This is a genomic window from Pedobacter polaris (assembly GCF_005116505.1).
GTDB lineage: Bacteria > Bacteroidota > Bacteroidia > Sphingobacteriales > Sphingobacteriaceae > Pedobacter > Pedobacter polaris.
In genome coordinates this window covers 178,933-195,272 of record NZ_SWBR01000004.1, presented here as the reverse complement: position 1 = coordinate 195,272, position 16,340 = coordinate 178,933, and the positions used below count along the sequence as shown (strand labels likewise).

12 protein-coding genes are annotated in these 16,340 nt (G+C 34.9%); 8 read left to right on the top strand and 4 right to left on the bottom strand.

The window, feature by feature from the left end; translation table 11 throughout:
* Positions 1-16: 16 nt before the first annotated feature.
* From FA048_RS15580 to FA048_RS15570, 3 genes are all read left to right on the top strand, one after another.
* On the top strand, positions 17-2,200 hold the full coding sequence (locus tag FA048_RS15580; RefSeq protein ID WP_136842785.1) for a glutamine synthetase III family protein: 2,184 nt from the start codon (positions 17-19) through the stop codon (positions 2,198-2,200).
* Positions 2,201-2,600: 400 nt separating this feature from the next.
* Complete coding sequence (locus FA048_RS15575) at positions 2,601-3,782, top strand: AIR synthase related protein (protein WP_136842783.1); 1,182 nt, start codon at positions 2,601-2,603, stop codon at positions 3,780-3,782.
* A gap of 148 nt (positions 3,783-3,930) precedes the next feature.
* Positions 3,931-4,863, top strand: a complete 933-nt coding sequence (locus FA048_RS15570) for an NAD(P)-dependent oxidoreductase (RefSeq protein WP_136842782.1) — start codon at positions 3,931-3,933, stop codon at positions 4,861-4,863.
* Between the two features lie 133 nt (positions 4,864-4,996).
* Here FA048_RS15570 and FA048_RS15565 read toward each other — a convergent pair whose 3' ends face one another.
* The 3 genes from FA048_RS15565 to FA048_RS15555 form a co-directional block, all read right to left on the bottom strand.
* Positions 4,997-5,848 (bottom strand): dienelactone hydrolase family protein, encoded by an 852-nt coding sequence (locus tag FA048_RS15565; protein ID WP_136842780.1) that lies wholly within the window; start codon positions 5,846-5,848, stop codon positions 4,997-4,999.
* Positions 5,849-6,213: 365 nt separating this feature from the next.
* On the bottom strand, positions 6,214-7,533 hold the full coding sequence (locus FA048_RS15560) for a M57 family metalloprotease (protein WP_136842778.1): 1,320 nt from the start codon (positions 7,531-7,533) through the stop codon (positions 6,214-6,216).
* A gap of 189 nt (positions 7,534-7,722) precedes the next feature.
* Entirely contained in the window at positions 7,723-11,046 is a 3,324-nt protein-coding gene (locus tag FA048_RS15555; RefSeq protein ID WP_136842776.1) for a TonB-dependent receptor, read from the bottom strand.
* A gap of 482 nt (positions 11,047-11,528) precedes the next feature.
* Here FA048_RS15555 and lpdA point away from each other — a divergent pair, with 482 nt between their 5' ends.
* The 5 genes from lpdA (at position 11,529) to FA048_RS15530 (ending at position 16,099) form a co-directional block, all read left to right on the top strand.
* Entirely contained in the window at positions 11,529-12,917 is a 1,389-nt protein-coding gene (gene lpdA, locus FA048_RS15550) for a dihydrolipoyl dehydrogenase (RefSeq protein WP_136842773.1), read from the top strand.
* Between the two features lie 113 nt (positions 12,918-13,030).
* Complete coding sequence (locus tag FA048_RS15545; protein WP_136842771.1) at positions 13,031-13,873, top strand: MBL fold metallo-hydrolase; 843 nt, start codon at positions 13,031-13,033, stop codon at positions 13,871-13,873.
* A 300-nt stretch (positions 13,874-14,173) separates the two neighbouring features.
* Positions 14,174-14,977, top strand: coding sequence for a metallophosphoesterase family protein (locus FA048_RS15540; RefSeq protein ID WP_136842769.1), 804 nt, complete (start codon positions 14,174-14,176; stop codon positions 14,975-14,977).
* Positions 14,955-15,545, top strand: a complete 591-nt coding sequence (locus tag FA048_RS15535; RefSeq protein ID WP_136842767.1) for a hypothetical protein — start codon at positions 14,955-14,957, stop codon at positions 15,543-15,545. The genes FA048_RS15540 and FA048_RS15535 overlap by 23 nt, the downstream gene beginning before the upstream one ends.
* The gene (locus FA048_RS15530) at positions 15,545-16,099 is read left to right on the top strand and encodes a GNAT family N-acetyltransferase (protein WP_136842765.1); all 555 of its coding nucleotides are present in this window, start codon (positions 15,545-15,547) and stop codon (positions 16,097-16,099) included. Before FA048_RS15535 ends, FA048_RS15530 begins: the two co-directional genes overlap by 1 nt.
* Here FA048_RS15530 and FA048_RS15525 read toward each other — a convergent pair.
* Entirely contained in the window at positions 16,096-16,308 is a 213-nt protein-coding gene (locus tag FA048_RS15525; RefSeq protein ID WP_136842763.1) for a helix-turn-helix domain-containing protein, read from the bottom strand. The two genes, FA048_RS15530 and FA048_RS15525, sit on opposite strands and share 4 nt — an antisense overlap.
* Positions 16,309-16,340 lie beyond the last annotated feature (32 nt).

The window sequence follows — 16,340 nt, the reverse complement described above, 5'->3', positions numbered from 1 at the left end:
AAATTTAAACAAATCAATGAAAAGTCTAAGAACAATTGCTCTAAAAGAGGCGCAAAATAGAATTTCTCCAGAAGTTCAGGCACCCTCATCAAAAATTTCTGATTTTTACGGTTCGAATGTTTTTGATAAGAAAAAGATGAGAGACTTCTTGTCTAAAGAAGTTTACGAAAAATTAATCTCTACTATAGGCCAAGGTGAATTAATTAATGCTGACGATGCTAACCAAATCGCATCAGCTATGAAAACTTGGGCAATGGCTAAAGGTGCTACTCACTATACGCACTGGTTTCAACCTTTAACTGGTTCTACTGCAGAAAAACATGATTCGTTTTTTGAGCCTAGTGGCGACGGAGCAATTGAAAGATTTGCTGGAAGTGCGTTAGTTCAACAAGAACCAGATGCTTCTAGTTTCCCTAACGGTGGTATCCGTAATACTTTCGAAGCTCGTGGTTACACAGCTTGGGACCCTTCTTCTCCAGCATTTATCATGGAAAGCAAAGCTGGTAAAACACTTTGTATCCCAACTGTATTTATTTCATATACAGGAGAATCTTTAGACTATAAAGCACCTTTATTAAAAGCATTAGCTGCAATGGATAAAGCTGCAGTAGATGTTTGTCAATATTTCGATAAAAGCATCACTAAAGTAAATGCCTCATTGGGTATTGAGCAAGAATATTTCTTGGTAGATCTTGCATTATTTAATGCTCGTCCAGATTTAGTAATGACTGGTCGTACTTTATTCGGACACATGTCTGCTAAAGGACAACAATTAGAAGATCACTATTTCGGTTCTATTCCTGAGCGTGTATTTGCTTATATGGTAGATTTCGAAAACGAAGCTTTAAAATTAGGTATTCCTTTAAAAACTCGTCACAACGAGGTAGCTCCTTCTCAATTTGAGTGTGCGCCTATTTACGAAGAAATCAACTTAGCTATTGATCACAATCAATTATTGATGGATTTAATGGAAAAAGTTGCTCGTCGTCATAACTTCAAAGTATTATTACACGAAAAACCGTACGCAGGCATTAATGGTTCTGGTAAGCACAACAACTGGTCGTTAATTACAGACACTGGTAAAAACCTATTAGCTCCTGGAAAAACGCCTAAAAACAACTTAATGTTCTTAACATTCTTCGTAAATACAGTTAAAGCTGTTTATGAGCATGCAGATTTATTAAGAGCAAGTATTACTTCAGTAAGCAACGATCACCGTTTAGGTGCTAACGAAGCTCCACCAGCAATTATCTCTATCTTCTTAGGTCAACAATTAGATGAGATTTTAGATGAAATCGAGCATTCTCGTATCAGCAAAAAAACTAAAGAAGATAATGGTTTGTGGTTAGGTATTCCTAAAATCCCTCAAATCACTTTAGACAATACAGATCGTAACCGTACTTCTCCTTTTGCCTTTACTGGTAACAAATTCGAATTAAGAGCGGTAGGTTCTTCTGCTAACTCTTCTGCTCCAATGACTGTTTTAAACGCAATCGTTGCAGATCAGTTAACTAAATTTAAAGTAGACGTAGATAAATTGATTAAAAAAGGCGATAAAAAAGATGTTGCTTTATTAACAGTTATCAAAAGATACATTAAAGAATCTAAAGATATCCGTTTTGAAGGAAATGGTTATAGCCAAGAGTGGGCTGATGAAGCTGCTAAACGTGGTTTATCAAACATCAAAACTACTCCAAAAGCTTTAGATGCTTATGTAAGCGATAAATCAACTGAATTATTTACTAAAACTAATATCTTCAGCAAACGTGAGTTACACGCTCGTCATGAGATTTTATTAGAAAGTTTCTTCAGAAAATTACAAATCGAAGCTCGTGTAATGGGCGACGTGACCAATAGCCAAATTTTACCAGCTGCAATTGCTTATCAAAACATTTTGATTGAGAATGCAAAAGGTTTAAAAGACTTAGGCTTAAGCAAAGAAGCAATTGCAACTCCATTGGCAATTATCAATACACTTTCTGAGCATATTGGCATTGTTAAAACTAATATCGATGCGATGTTAGAAGAACGCAAAAAAACAAATGCAATTGAAGACAGTCGTGATAAAGCAATTAGTTATGACGAAAAAGTTAAAGTTTACTTTGACACCATTCGTTATCACGTTGATAAATTAGAGCAAATTGTTGATGATAGCGTTTGGCCATTACCAAAATTCCGTGAATTACTCTTTTTAAAATAGGCTTTTCATTTTGCCATAAGGTTGAGGCCTCCAAATAATTTGGAGGCCTTTTTTATTTAAATTAAACGGACTCACATCTTTATTTGACTTTGTTTATGGCGTCATTGCCAGCTCGACTGGCAATCTTAATGCTATAGAAGGCCGAATAGACATACATAACGTTTTACGATTAGCCCTTCGGGATTCCGTTTGCACGGGAATGACGTCAGATTTTCAGATTTGTGTCCATACGATAGGAAGCTATCGAAAGAGCCGCGGACTTGAAATAAAAAGCCCGACTAATCTTAAAAAATGTTACTGCATTTGCTTTTCAAATGTTCTGAAATAATCTTCTGCTGTCATCTAATCTTTAGTTTTTCAGCTTTAGTCTTTCAGCTTAAAAAGCTATCTTTGCAACAATATGAGCGATAACAGGTATAACCAACGTGGCGTTTCTGCATCAAAAGAAGATGTGCATGCTGCAATTAAAAATATTGATAAAGGCATCTTCCCACAGGCATTTTGTAAAATCATTCCGGATATTTTAGGCAATGATGAAAACTACTGCAATATTATGCATGCTGATGGTGCTGGCACCAAATCTTCATTAGCTTATACCTATTGGAAAGAAACTGGAGATATTTCTGTTTGGAAAGGTATTGCACAAGATGCAATCATCATGAATTTAGATGATTTGATTTGTGTTGGTGCTACTGAAAACATCTTGTTATCCTCAACTATTGGTCGCAATAAAAATTTAATACCTGGCGAAGTTATCGCTGCAATTATTAACGGAACAGAAGAAATTTTAGCTGAACTAAGAGAACTTGGTATTTCTATTTTTAGTACTGGTGGTGAAACTGCAGATGTTGGCGATTTAGTAAGAACTATTATTGTAGATTCTACTGTTACTTGTCGCCTTAAAAGAGAGGAAGTTATTAGCAACCATACCATACAGGCAGGCGATGTAATTGTTGGCCTGGCTTCTTATGGGCAAGCCACATATGAAACCGAATACAATGGCGGCATGGGCTCTAATGGATTAACCTCTGCAAGGCATGATGTTTTCGAAAAATCAGTTGCTCATTCTTATCCTGAAAGCTTTGACCCAGCTGTACCTTTAGACTTGGTGTTTTCTGGTGGTAAAAAACTTACAGATGAAGTTAAAATTGATGAAAATACAAGTATAACAGCAGGTAAACTTGTCCTTTCTCCTACCCGTACCTATGCACCTGTGATCAAAAAGATCTTAGATCAATATAGAAAAGATATTCATGGCTTAGTTCATTGTAGTGGTGGTGCGCAAACTAAAGTTTTGCATTTCATTAATAATGATGTTCATGTAATTAAAAACAACTTATTCCCAGTTCCGCCTTTATTTGCATTGATACAAGAACAGTCTGGTACAACTTGGGAAGAAATGTATAAGGTGTTTAATATGGGCCATAGAATGGAATTATATGTGCCATCTGCTATTGCTGAAGAAATTATTGCTATTTCTAAAAGCTTTAATATTGATGCACAAATTATTGGCCATGTAGAAACTGGAACTCAAAAACAAGTTACTATCAATAGCGAATTTGGAACGTTCGTTTATCAATAACTGATTTTATTCAGGAATTATTTTATTTCATTCAAAAAATCACTTGGTCTTTGACAGGTTCAGACTGACATGTGATTTTTTTTATCTATCAGCTTCCAAAAGAAAATCATAAATGCAGGTTATTTGATAAAAAGGTAAATTGCATGATATGAAAATACTGGTATTCACCACACTTGGTAAAGCAGAAAGAGATCAACTTAAGAATGGGATTAAGCAAAACAATGAGTTCTTTTTTAAGAACGATTTAACTGAAGATGCATTAATAGAAATCTTGCTTGAAGCAGATGTCATCTTAGGAAACTTACCCATAAAACACTTATCTAATCCTCTTCCTCAATTAAAATTTTGGCAATTAGACTCTGCAGGTTTTGACCAATATCAAACCATCGATTTAAATATACCTGTGGCAAATATGGGTACATTTTATGCTCAAAGGTGCGCTGAGACTATTGTAGGTGGTGTAATTGCATTTTATAGAGGGATACATACCTTGATAAGATTACAAGTGGAAAAAAAATGGATTGGCGGCAAAATTAGACAAGAAATACAATCCATATCCGATAAAAAAATAGTGATTCTAGGTGCTGGAGCTATAGCTTTGGCCGCTAAAGAAATGTTAAACGGCTTTGGTTGTACCATTACACTTGTTGCTCGCAAAAATCCGAATGCAACTATCCATAGCTTTAATGATTTGTTAAAAATTTTGCCTCAAACAGATGCAGTAATAAATACGCTACCAGGTTCGGCAGAGAACTATGTAAATGAAACATTTATAAATGCTATGAAAAAGGGCAGTATATATGCCAATGTGGGAAGAGGGAATACAACAGACGAAGGTGCGCTAATAAGTGCATTAACCAGTGGCAAAATTGCTGGGGCTATATTAGATGTAACCGAAATAGAACCCTTGCCTAGCCATAGCAAATTATGGGATATGGACCAAGTCATATTAACCCAACATTCTGGCGGAGGTGATGAAAATGAAGTTCAAGGAAAAGTAAATCATTTTATAAAAAATGTAAATAAATTTCAAAGTGGTCAACAACCAGAAGATTTGATAGCGCTTAAGAGAGGTTATTAAACTGGGTATTCGATTAACAACATTTTAAATCTTAGTTGCTTCTCAATTAACGATAATTTCAAAGCTAGTTTGTCATTCAGAGCGAAGCGAAGAATCCATTAAATAGAGTCCCTGAAACCCGGAATGAAAAACACTAACTTAATTTAGCTTTAAATAAATCAATTGTTCTTTTCCACGCTAGTTTTGCAGCAGTTTCATTATATCTTGTTGGCGAAGTATCATTGTTAAAGGCATGGTTAACGCCATCGTAAATAAATAATTTGTAATCAATTTTACTTTCTTTTAAAGCTGCCTCATAAACTTGGATACCTGCATTAATTCGCTCATCTAAGCCACCATAATGTAGCATTAAGCTTGCTTTAATTTTAGGTACATCTTCAGCTTTTGCCTGTGCACCATAATAAGCAACAGCAGCATTTAATTTAGGATCATTAACAGCTAATTTATTTGCCATTGCCCCTCCCCAACAAAAGCCAACACAGGCAGTTTTGCCATTTCCATCTTTATGGCTTCTTAAAAAGGCTAAACCTTTTAAATAGTTTTGCAGGTTTTTTTCAGGATCTAATTTACCTATCAATTCTCTACCTTTATCTTCATCAGTTGGTGTACCGCCTAATGGAGATAGCGCATCAACTCCTAATGCTAAAAATCCCTCAGCAGCTACTCTTTTAGTTACTTCAATAATATGAGGATTTAGGCCCCTATTTTCATGAATCACTAAAACACAGCCAAAGTTTTTCTTGCCTTTTGGTTTGGCTAAAAATGCTTTCATATCACCTTCCACACCTGGATAAGTAATGGTTTCTGTCTCCACATCATCATAATTTAAAATTGCAGCTGCAACATAATTATTCTCTAACATGGGTAAAACCGTTAAAGCCATAGCTGTGCTACCTGTTAGTATGGCCAATTTTTTCATGAACTCTTTCCTGCTCAATTGGCTATGGGTATAGGATTCGTAAAGGTTTATAATTTTCTGATCCATAATTTAGGAGATAATAATTTAATTTATAAATATAAGTGTAAAAACAGGTAACTCAAAAATCACTATTGCAAAAAATCCTAAAATTAAATTTTACACTAAGGAACTGTTTAAAAATGACTTTCCAGCTTTACAGGTGGACACATACTACAGATTTACACCTTAGTTCGTTTCTCCACAAACCTAAGCAGTTTAATCTTTTATAATTTAAATCGTCTAAAAAGTAAATGACAGAAAGAGCGACAGCTTTAAAATAAAATCGTCGCTCTTTCGCATTTTAATACATCACTGTATTAAGATTATAAATCTAATTCTGTTTTCCAGAATCGATTTTATTTTTGATACAGTTTCATTATTAATGTAAAGAATCAATATGGACCATAATAGCCCCCTCCATTTTTTAATCGGTTTCCTGTACTATCATCTGCTGTTAAAGTCCCATAAGTGTAATATAGATCGATTGTATAATCACCCAAATTATATGAAGTGACACCATTTGGTATTAAAATCCTACTCTCTAAATAAGCGTTCTGAGGACCATACCACACGCTAAGCATAAGATAATTAGCCGTAGTATAAGGTATTGTCAAGGCTGCATCTTGATAAAATTCCACATTCGTATTCCAAGTTGTCTTCTCATGATCATTATAACCCGAAGAACCTGATTCATCGCTTATAAATGTATATACTGGTTTTACATAAATATTCTTTCTATAGCCATACACCTCCTTTAATGAAACTATATCAGCTTCTGTGAAAGGCCTATCGGAACCATTTGAACAGGCAAGCATCCATGAATTAAAAGAACCGGGGGTGTATATGTCTGGAACACCTGGAGTCCCTATTACATGGTTAGCCCCAGACCCTGACCCTTCATTATTATTAGATTTTACAACCCCGCAACTAAATGCCCTATTCATATAATCAGTATGTCTAAATCCTATAGTATGCCCCATTTCATGTGCTAAGCTTGTAATTGCATCATTTCTATTATATGAGCTATTATAAAAATAAGTATTAATTGAAATTTGGTTATATGGATTACCACCAGAAGGGAAACCAGCTAACATCAAGTAAGCATTATCAGGGTCAACATAAGGATCAATGTAAGTTGCATTAATTGATATATCTGCAGAACTTGAGCTCGTTGTTCTACTAAAAACTAAACCTAAATCTAACGCATTATACCTATTAATAGCACTATCCAAAGAATTTTGTATATAAGTACCAAAAGAAGTTGGCATATAAATATATATAGTTCTTATGCTTGAACTTATACTCAGTAAATTATTACCAACATAATGACTTGTTTTATCTTTGGATCCCGTGACATTATTGTTCAATTTTTCATTAATACCACTCTTAAATAAATCAATTACGTTTTGTTCCTTACTTAAATTATTTATTTCTTCTACAGATAACAAAATATCATTTTCAACAATATATTTATCACCATATTTACTAAACCCTTGCGAAAGATCAAATCCTGCTGCTATAAGCTTAGATTTTATTAACGTTTCATTGTCAATCGATGGTTGTTGGAATTGATCAGACTTTTTACAACCTGAATAAATAGTTAAAAATAGCCCTAGAATAATTACCAGAGCATATGATCTCTTAATAATTTTTAATTCTAATTTCATAAACCATTTTCTTGATTTTAAATTTATTGCGCTTCTAATTCTCATAATAGGTTAAGTTTAAATTGATTATTTCTTATCTATTATTAAATTCCTTAAATTTTTTATTAAATATAAATTTTAAGGACGAACAGGTACATTTTCAGGACAGATAGGGTTATTTTCTATATTAACAATAATGCAAAAAAAATCCCCCTAGTAGCCTAGGAGGATTTAAAACTGTATACTAATTATTTATTAATTAAAGTTATAACGTAATCCAAACTGCATGTAGAATGTAGATGAGATAGTTTGAGTAGTCCCAAAAGTTTCTCTCAATATATCACCATTAGCAGTAGCCAATCTGAATGTTGGTTTGGTTGTAGCGCTAATTGGAGTAGTCCCAGTAACATTTTGAGGAACTAAAATTTGTGAGCTATTCACAAAATTAAATGCACCCCAATCTTTATTCAACATGTTACCTACATTAAAGATATCCATTGTAAACTGAATTGTATTTTTAGTAGCACCAACATTTTTGAAAATCTCTTGGGTCAATCTAAAATCTACTTGATTTCTCCATGGAGATTTAGCACCATTACGTTCAGCATATTGACCTTTACGTGTTTTTAAATAGTCGTCTTGCTCAACGTATGCAAAGAATAAATCACTTTGCTGTTGTGGTGTATAAGTTACAGCAGGAGAAGATGAAGTAGCAGGAATAACTACGTTACCACTAAATGTAATCTCAGATGCATCCTTTGGCACATACAATAAATCGTTACCTGATTGTCCGTCACGGTTAAAATCTCCAGAATAAACATACGAGAATCTACCTTGTTGAGAGCCTTCATAGAACAACGAGATTGAAGTTGCCAAGTTTTTGAAATATTCTTTTCTGTAAGATACAGAAGCAATAACGCGATCAGGATTTAAATTCTGCGAATAGCTTAATGAAGGTATATTCGGATTGTTTGAAGTTGGAGGTATTGACCATAAGTTTAATAACTGATCACCTGCTCCATCACCGTAGTTACGCTGATCTGATTTGGTATAAGCAACCATCAAGCCTAAACCTTGATTAAATTGTTTACTTAATTGGCCAGTTATCATCCAATTGTAACCACCTTTTGCATTACTCATTACAATTGTATTAAAAGATGGGTTAATGTATTTGGCAGCACTAGCTGATGGATAAAATGGTCTAGTATCTGCGTAACCAGTAACCACAATATTTGGATCAATTAAATTCACATTCTTTGCAACTGCAGCATATAAATCTTTACCATATACACCTTCAATTGTACCAATAATACCCCATGGCAATTTAGCATCAACAGCTAAGCTTGATTTCCAAGTCTGAGGAAATCTTAAATCTGGAGACATTGCACTGATCGGATTTGGAATCGAAGTTCCAGCAGGAGGTGCAGGAGTAGTTAAGTTAGGTGCGATACTTGGTTTAAAGAATGGTGTGTTTGCTCCAGAATATGTTTGAGTATACTGCAATAAACCAGCATCACCAGATTGAGCTACCAACCATACAAATGGAACCCTACCTGTAAATATACCTGTACCACCTCTCACCTGTAAAGAACGATCTCCATTTACATCCCAGTTGAAACCAAAACGTGGAGAATATAAAATTCTATTTTTAGGCAGTGTACCTGTATTAACTTTTTCCCCTTTAGCAAATGTTAAAGCAGCAACCAATGGATGTGTTCTGATTTCATCAACACCTGGATAAGAAGCTCTTTCAGCTCTTAAACCAGCAGTTAATTTTAAACGGTCTGAAACTGTAAACTCATCTTGGATATAAGCTGAGTATTGAGCGAATTTAAAACTAGGAAATGCCTGTGATCCGTCTGGAGTTAAAGGATAAGTTACAGTATATTGAGCTGGTCTAGCACCATTTACAAAATCAGCCCATGTTCTAAAAGTATAAAAACCTGTACCAAAACGTTGGAAACCATTTTTAGTGGTACTAAATTCTGCTTGTAAACCTAAAGTAATATTATGCTTGCCTAAAGCCATACCGAAATCATCACTATACGTATAAGTAGTTACATCTCTTAAATTACCATATGTAAAGGCTTCGTAACCAAAAGTAGTTAATACATTACCAAGGCTAGTAGTACCACCTGTACCATCCATAATATCAACCATTGGAAATGGTGAACTATCAGAAGTACGAGGGTCATTTTGGTGTGAGTAAGCTGCACGTAAAGTGTTCGTGAATTTACTACCAAAAGAAGAGTTCAACTCTGCAGTTGCAGAGTATAAATTTTGGGCTTGATAATAATTTGAGTTAGAAAAAGGAAGACCAGCTTCTTTATTTGTACCCGATCTTGTATTTAAATAAGTAAATGGAGCTGTACCAATAGAAGAGCCTGAAGTTGAAGTACTTGCTGGGCTAGGATTTTGGCTTTCTACCTGATTGTAACGGATACTAAAGCGATGGTCTTTTGAAATGTTCCAGTCTAAACGAGCGAATAATTTATCGTTATTACTTACATTCTCATAATTTTGGTAGGTTCCAGGATCATAGCCGTAAGTACTTATCAGATAGGATTTAACTTGATTTAGAAATACATCACTAGCACGCGCAACGAAACTAGGAGAACCAACAAATGGAAGTGAAGCTGTAGAAGCAATTCTGTTAGAACCAGGTGATTTGGTTAATTTGAATTCAGCATTTACAAAAAAGAATAATTTATCCTTAATGATTGGACCACCTAAACTAGCACCGTAGTTTTTCTCATCTAGTTTTTGTAAATTTTGAAGTGTAACATCTCCAATTTTACGACCTTGTTGGTCATCACCACGCATGGTGTAAAAAATATTTCCAAAGAATTTGTTGGTACCTGAACGAGTTACTGCATTTACTGCAGCACCGGTAAAACCTGTTTGACGAACATCATAAGGTGTTATGTTGATAGAGATCTGCTCCAATGCATCGATAGAAATCGGCGAACCATTTGCAGGAATATTTGCACCAATACCAAATTGATTGTTGTAGTTCGCACCATCTACTGTGAAGTTGTTAGAACGATAGTTACCACCACCAACACTTGTACCATTCGCTTGTGGAGTTAAACGAGTAATGTCATTTACACTACGAGAAATAGTAGGCAAAGCTTGAATTTGTTGTCTGCTAACCACTGTGTTTGCACCACTCTTATTAGAGTTCATGATTGAGTTAGGGGCCGAGCTAGTAATATTAACTGTAGCTAAAGTAGAGCTATTGTCAGCTAAAGTTACATTCAATACAAAAGGTTCACCTAATTTTAAGGTTACATCTTCAAATTTTTGTGGTTTATAACCTACAAAACTCACTTCGATAGTGTAAGGACCACCAACACGCATGTTGCCGATTGTGTAACGCCCATCAGCGTTTGTAATAACGCCATAAACCGTTCCGGTTGGCGTGTGTGTAGCTTTAACACTAGCACCAGGCATGGTCTCTTTCGAGTCTCTGATGGTACCTGTTAATGACGATGTAGTGATCTGTGCATTAGCTGCAGAGATAAATCCAACAAAGGCAAGAACAATTACTACAATTTTTAATAGTAAAGATTTATTCATACTCATTTTAATTAATTTGTTTTGTTTTGTTAAGATATGTTAAAATATCGCTGCAAATGTAAATATTTATTTTAGTGTGATGTGAATTTCCAATGTTAAATAATTATTAATTATATCGAAACTTATCAACATTTAACATAAGGGTTATTTATCTAACTATCAGTTTATCAACATCTTGTTGTATTATGGCTTTTAATCGTATTAACTTCAACGCAACAGTTAAATAAAGTCTTTTTGTCAAAACTAGATGATGTGCAATCATTAAACTTATTTTAACCAACATTTTTTTTAATTTTGACATCGTAATTAAGCTAATTTTCCTTTTCTAAAAGATATGAACCCGACATGGTTAAGCTAATTATTATACTCATCGAGTTATAATAGCTTTATCATCTAAGGCTCCAGCTAACAATTAAACCGCCTATGGCAGCTTGATGACAAGAAAAGCAATGTAAACTACTGAAAAAACAAAAAACAAATAGATGAACTACGATTTAATTGTAATAGGCAGCGGTCCTGGTGGATATGTAACTGCAATAAGAGCTTCTCAATTGGGTTTAAAAACTGCAATTATAGAACGCGAATCTTTAGGTGGCATTTGCCTGAATTGGGGATGTATCCCTACTAAAGCCCTATTAAAAAGTGCACAAGTTTTCGAATACATTAATCATGCAGCAGATTATGGTATTAATGCTCCTGAGGCATCTGCAGATTTTGCTGCTGTAGTTAAACGTAGTCGTGGTGTTGCTGATGGTATGAGCAAAGGCGTTCAATTTTTAATGAAAAAGAATAAAATTGACGTAATCATGGGCACTGCTAAAGTAAAAGCAGGTAACAAGGTAGAAATTTTAGCCACTGATGGAACTAAGCAAGAATTAGGTGCAAAAAATATAGTAATCGCTACAGGTGCTCGCTCTAGAGAGTTACCTAACTTAAAACAAGATGGTAAAAAAGTAATCGGTTATCGCCAAGCTATGGTTTTACCTGAACAACCAAAATCTATGGTTGTTGTAGGTTCTGGAGCAATTGGTGTAGAATTCGCTTATTTCTATGCTACAATGGGAACTAAAGTTACCATAGTTGAGTTTATGGAAAATGTTGTTCCTGTAGAGGATGAAGATGTTTCTAAACAATTGTTACGTAGCTTAAAGAAAACTGGCATCGATATCATGACTTCTGCTAGCGTAGAATCTGTTGATACGAGCGGTGCTGGATGTAAAGTTCAAGTAAAAACAGCTACTGGCATGCAGACTATTGAGTGCGATATTGTACTTTCGGCTGCTGGTGTTGTTGCAAACATAGAAAATATTGGTTTAGAAGAAACTGGAATAAAAACTGAAAAAGGCAAAATTGTTGTTGATGAATTTTACAATACCAGCGTAAAAGGTTTTTATGCAATTGGCGATGTTGTTGGCGGTCAATCTTTAGCTCACGTAGCATCTGCAGAAGGAATCATTTGTGTAGAAAAAATTGCTGGTCAACATGTTGAACCATTAGATTACAACAACATTCCTGGATGTACTTATTGCTCTCCAGAAATTGCATCAGTTGGTTATACAGAAAAAGCAGCTAAAGCAGCTGGATATGAATTGAAAATCGGAAAATTCCCATTCTCAGCTTCAGGAAAAGCAAGTGCTGCTGGAGCTAAAGATGGTTTTGTGAAATTAATTTTCGATGCTAAATACGGAGAATTATTAGGTGCCCACATGATAGGTGCTAACGTAACTGAAATGATTGCAGAAATTGTTGTAGCTCGTAAATTAGAAACAACTGGTCATGAAATGATTAAATCTGTACACCCTCACCCAACCATGAGTGAGGCGATTATGGAAGCTGCTGCTGATGCTTACGGCGAGGTGATACATTTGTAAAAAAGGTTAATTGTTGAAATTGTAAAGTTGGTTAATTGTGATGAGCAGTTAACCAATTTTTTTATAGTCTAACTATAAAATCGTAAATTGTAAATCGTAAATTGTAAATCCTTATGAAACTCTATACTATTAACACAGGCTTATTTAAACTAGACGGAGGCGCCATGTTTGGCGTTGTACCAAAATCTATTTGGCAAAAAAGTAATCCTGCAGATGCTAATAACATGTGTACCTGGGCAATGCGGTGTTTATTAATTGAAGATGGCAGCCGTTTAATTTTGGTAGATAACGGTATCGGCAACAAGCAAGATGAGAAATTTTTAGGACATTACTTTTTGCACGGAGATGATACGCTAGACAAATCTTTAGCTGCTGCTGGATTTAACCGAGATGACATAACAGATGTATTTCTAACTCACTTACATTTCGACCATTGCGGGGGATCTATTGAAAGGTATGGCGATAAACTTCGCCCTGCGTTTAAAAATGCAATATATTGGACAAATCAACAACATTGGGACTGGGCCATAAATCCTAATGCCAGAGAGAAAGCATCGTTCTTAAAAGAAAACATTGTTCCGATACAAGAAAGCGGTCAACTGAGGTTTATTCCTTCTCAAAATGGAGTTGTTTTTCATGAAGGCATAAAAATCCGCCTTGCGTTTGGGCATACCGATGCCATGATGTTACCTCAATTACAATACAAAGATAAAACCATTGTTTATATGGCAGATCTATTACCTTCTGTTGGTCACATCCCCCTACCTTATGTAATGGCTTATGATATGTTTCCCTTACAAACTCTAAAAGAGAAAAAAGAGTTTTTAGAAGAAGCTGCAGCTAACGATTACATTCTTTACCTAGAACATGATCCAGTTAACGAATGTTGTACCCTACAGCAAACAGATAAAGGAATTAGATTGAAGGATACTTTCAAATTAGCTGATATATTGTAAAATATGACAGAGTAACATCTTGTGTGTATCGCTATATTTTCAAATATGCATAAAAACATTGCTTTTTCACCGTCGCTTCACCGTCAAACCTGTGTCGATCGACCGTCGAAAAGCCCATATCGACGATGAACCGACGGTATACCGAGCCTATACCGACGTTAAAGGGTAGGTTTTTTTGACTGCATCACGATTGGTAGCCCATCAATTTTCAAGCTATAATAATTAAAGCTGCTATCGCTAAAAAGACATACTGAAAACATTCACTAAACTTTTTAGCCCTATTTTTGTTTAAAATTATCAATGAAAAAAATTATACTATATACCATAATCATTTTGCTAGGCTTTGGTTGTAACTCTGATGAATACAGCCCAAATCAGGTTTTTAATAGAAAGTCACCTTCTAATGTAAATGCAACGCAAATTGCATTACTAAACCAAAAAACTGCATCAAATACAATAAGAATTGCTTTCTCTGGAGATACACAACGGAGTTATGCAGAAACAGCATTATTTGTTGATGAAGTGAATGCAAGAAATGACATCGACTTTGTGATCTTGGATGGAGATATTTCTGATTTTGGTCTCCTAGCCGAATTTGAAGGAATATATGATATTTATAAAAGACTAGATGTCCCTTTTATCAGCGTAATTGGCAATCATGATTTAGTGGCAAATGGAAGAGCAGTTTACGAGCGAATGTTTGGCGCCTTGAATTTCACCTTCAACTTCGGACCTGTAAAATTTGTTTGCCATGATACAAATGGCAGGGAATACAATTTTGATAAATCTACCCCCAATGTCGGTTGGTTAAAAAGCAATCTTACCCTAGGCAATGGAATTACAAGTCTAGTGGCAGTTTCTCATGTACCGCCTATTGATGATGATTTTGATCCAGACTTGAGACAGCCCTATCAAACTTTATTTAATCAAACACCAGGATTAATTGCCTCACTGCATTCTCACAGACATGCCAAACTTGCCACTTATTATCAAAATGGAAATACTGGTGTGCCTTTTATTGTTACAAATGCAATTGTTAAGCGTGCTTATACTATCATAGAAATTACTAATGGACAAATTAATGCTCAAGAAATTAACTTTTAGTGTCCTATTCGCTTTATTATTAAGCAACACAACCTTTGCTCAAAGCAAATTTTGGAAAAAGCTCGAACCCGACCAAGTCAATTTACAATATGCTGGAAGTATTGGATTTTTAAGTGTAGGGGCAGGTTATGATCTATTTAACGAAAAGGCAGGACTTAGTTTACATGTTGGTTATGTACCAGAAGATTTAGGTGGCGAATTAACTATAATTGCTGTAAAATTTCATTATAGACCTTTTAAAATACCTATTGGGGATAAATTTATTATTGAGCCATTTAACCCTGTATTTTTTCCATCCTATACTTTAGGCCAAAACTTTGATTTTAAGTTTGAAAAACCAAAATATAGGGAAGGATATTATTTTTGGTCATCAGCATTACGGGTCCATTTAGGCGCTAGTACAGAAGTAAAAGTTTTAAGTAGGCCTGATGCAAAAATTAAAGCCCTAAGCTTATATGCAGAGGCAAATACAAATGATCTTTATGCCTTAAGTTGGTTTCAAAATAGAACAAGTACTCCATTTTATAGAATATTTAGATTAGGCTATGGAGTAAAAATGCACTTTTAATGGTAAGGAAAGCAACAGTACATGATGCGGATGCCATTGTAGAATTGATAATGTTAGCCATGGGCGATTTACCATACAAATTCGTCGCAACCAAAGATAAGGTAATCGCAACTGCGCTGCTTAAAAGATTTGTTACCCAAACCGGAAATCAATATAGTCTTAGCAATATTTTTGTTGACGAACAAGATCAAAAAGTGGTTGGCGCTATAAATGCTTACGATGGAGGTGAGATCGAAAGACTACGTAAACCTTTTTTCGACTACATCTGCAAGAATTTTCATAAAGGCGGCTTTGAAATGGAACTAGAAAGTGAAAGTGGCGAGTTTTATATTGATACTGTGGCAGTAGACCCAAGGCATCAAGGGAAGGGAATTGGCAAAAACTTAATTCTTGAAATTATTAATTATGCCAAAGATTTAGGGTTTAAAAAAGTGGGCTTACTGGTATCAAATCCAGATGCGAAAAGACTTTACGAAAAAATAGGGTTCACTAAAGTGGGTTCTAGAAATTTATTAGGAAACACTCACGAACATTTAGTTTATCACATCAATTAAATCGCGAATACCCTAAATTCTAATATATCTCCAGGCTGGCATTCTAAAACTCTACAAATTGCCTCTAGCGTTTCTAATCTAACCGCTTTAGCCTTACCAGTTTTTAAAATGGATAAATTAGACATGGTAATCCCCACCCGCTCACTAAGTTGAGTTAGTGACATTTTGCGTTTAGCTAGCATTACATCAAGATTTACTATAATTGGCATTTGTCAGTATTGGGTAGTGAGATATGAGAATT

Coding starts and splice junctions, on each gene's coding strand:
- FA048_RS15580 (WP_136842785.1), top strand. CDS start 17: ATGAAAAGTCTAAGAACAATTGCTCTAAAAGAGGCGCAAAATAGAATT.
- FA048_RS15575 (WP_136842783.1), top strand. CDS start 2,601: ATGAGCGATAACAGGTATAACCAACGTGGCGTTTCTGCATCAAAAGAA.
- FA048_RS15570 (WP_136842782.1), top strand. CDS start 3,931: ATGAAAATACTGGTATTCACCACACTTGGTAAAGCAGAAAGAGATCAA.
- FA048_RS15565 (WP_136842780.1), bottom strand. CDS start 5,848: ATGGATCAGAAAATTATAAACCTTTACGAATCCTATACCCATAGCCAA.
- FA048_RS15560 (WP_136842778.1), bottom strand. CDS start 7,533: ATGAGAATTAGAAGCGCAATAAATTTAAAATCAAGAAAATGGTTTATG.
- FA048_RS15555 (WP_136842776.1), bottom strand. CDS start 11,046: ATGAATAAATCTTTACTATTAAAAATTGTAGTAATTGTTCTTGCCTTT.
- lpdA (WP_136842773.1), top strand. CDS start 11,529: ATGAACTACGATTTAATTGTAATAGGCAGCGGTCCTGGTGGATATGTA.
- FA048_RS15545 (WP_136842771.1), top strand. CDS start 13,031: ATGAAACTCTATACTATTAACACAGGCTTATTTAAACTAGACGGAGGC.
- FA048_RS15540 (WP_136842769.1), top strand. CDS start 14,174: ATGAAAAAAATTATACTATATACCATAATCATTTTGCTAGGCTTTGGT.
- FA048_RS15535 (WP_136842767.1), top strand. CDS start 14,955: ATGCTCAAGAAATTAACTTTTAGTGTCCTATTCGCTTTATTATTAAGC.
- FA048_RS15530 (WP_136842765.1), top strand. CDS start 15,545: ATGGTAAGGAAAGCAACAGTACATGATGCGGATGCCATTGTAGAATTG.
- FA048_RS15525 (WP_136842763.1), bottom strand. CDS start 16,308: ATGCCAATTATAGTAAATCTTGATGTAATGCTAGCTAAACGCAAAATG.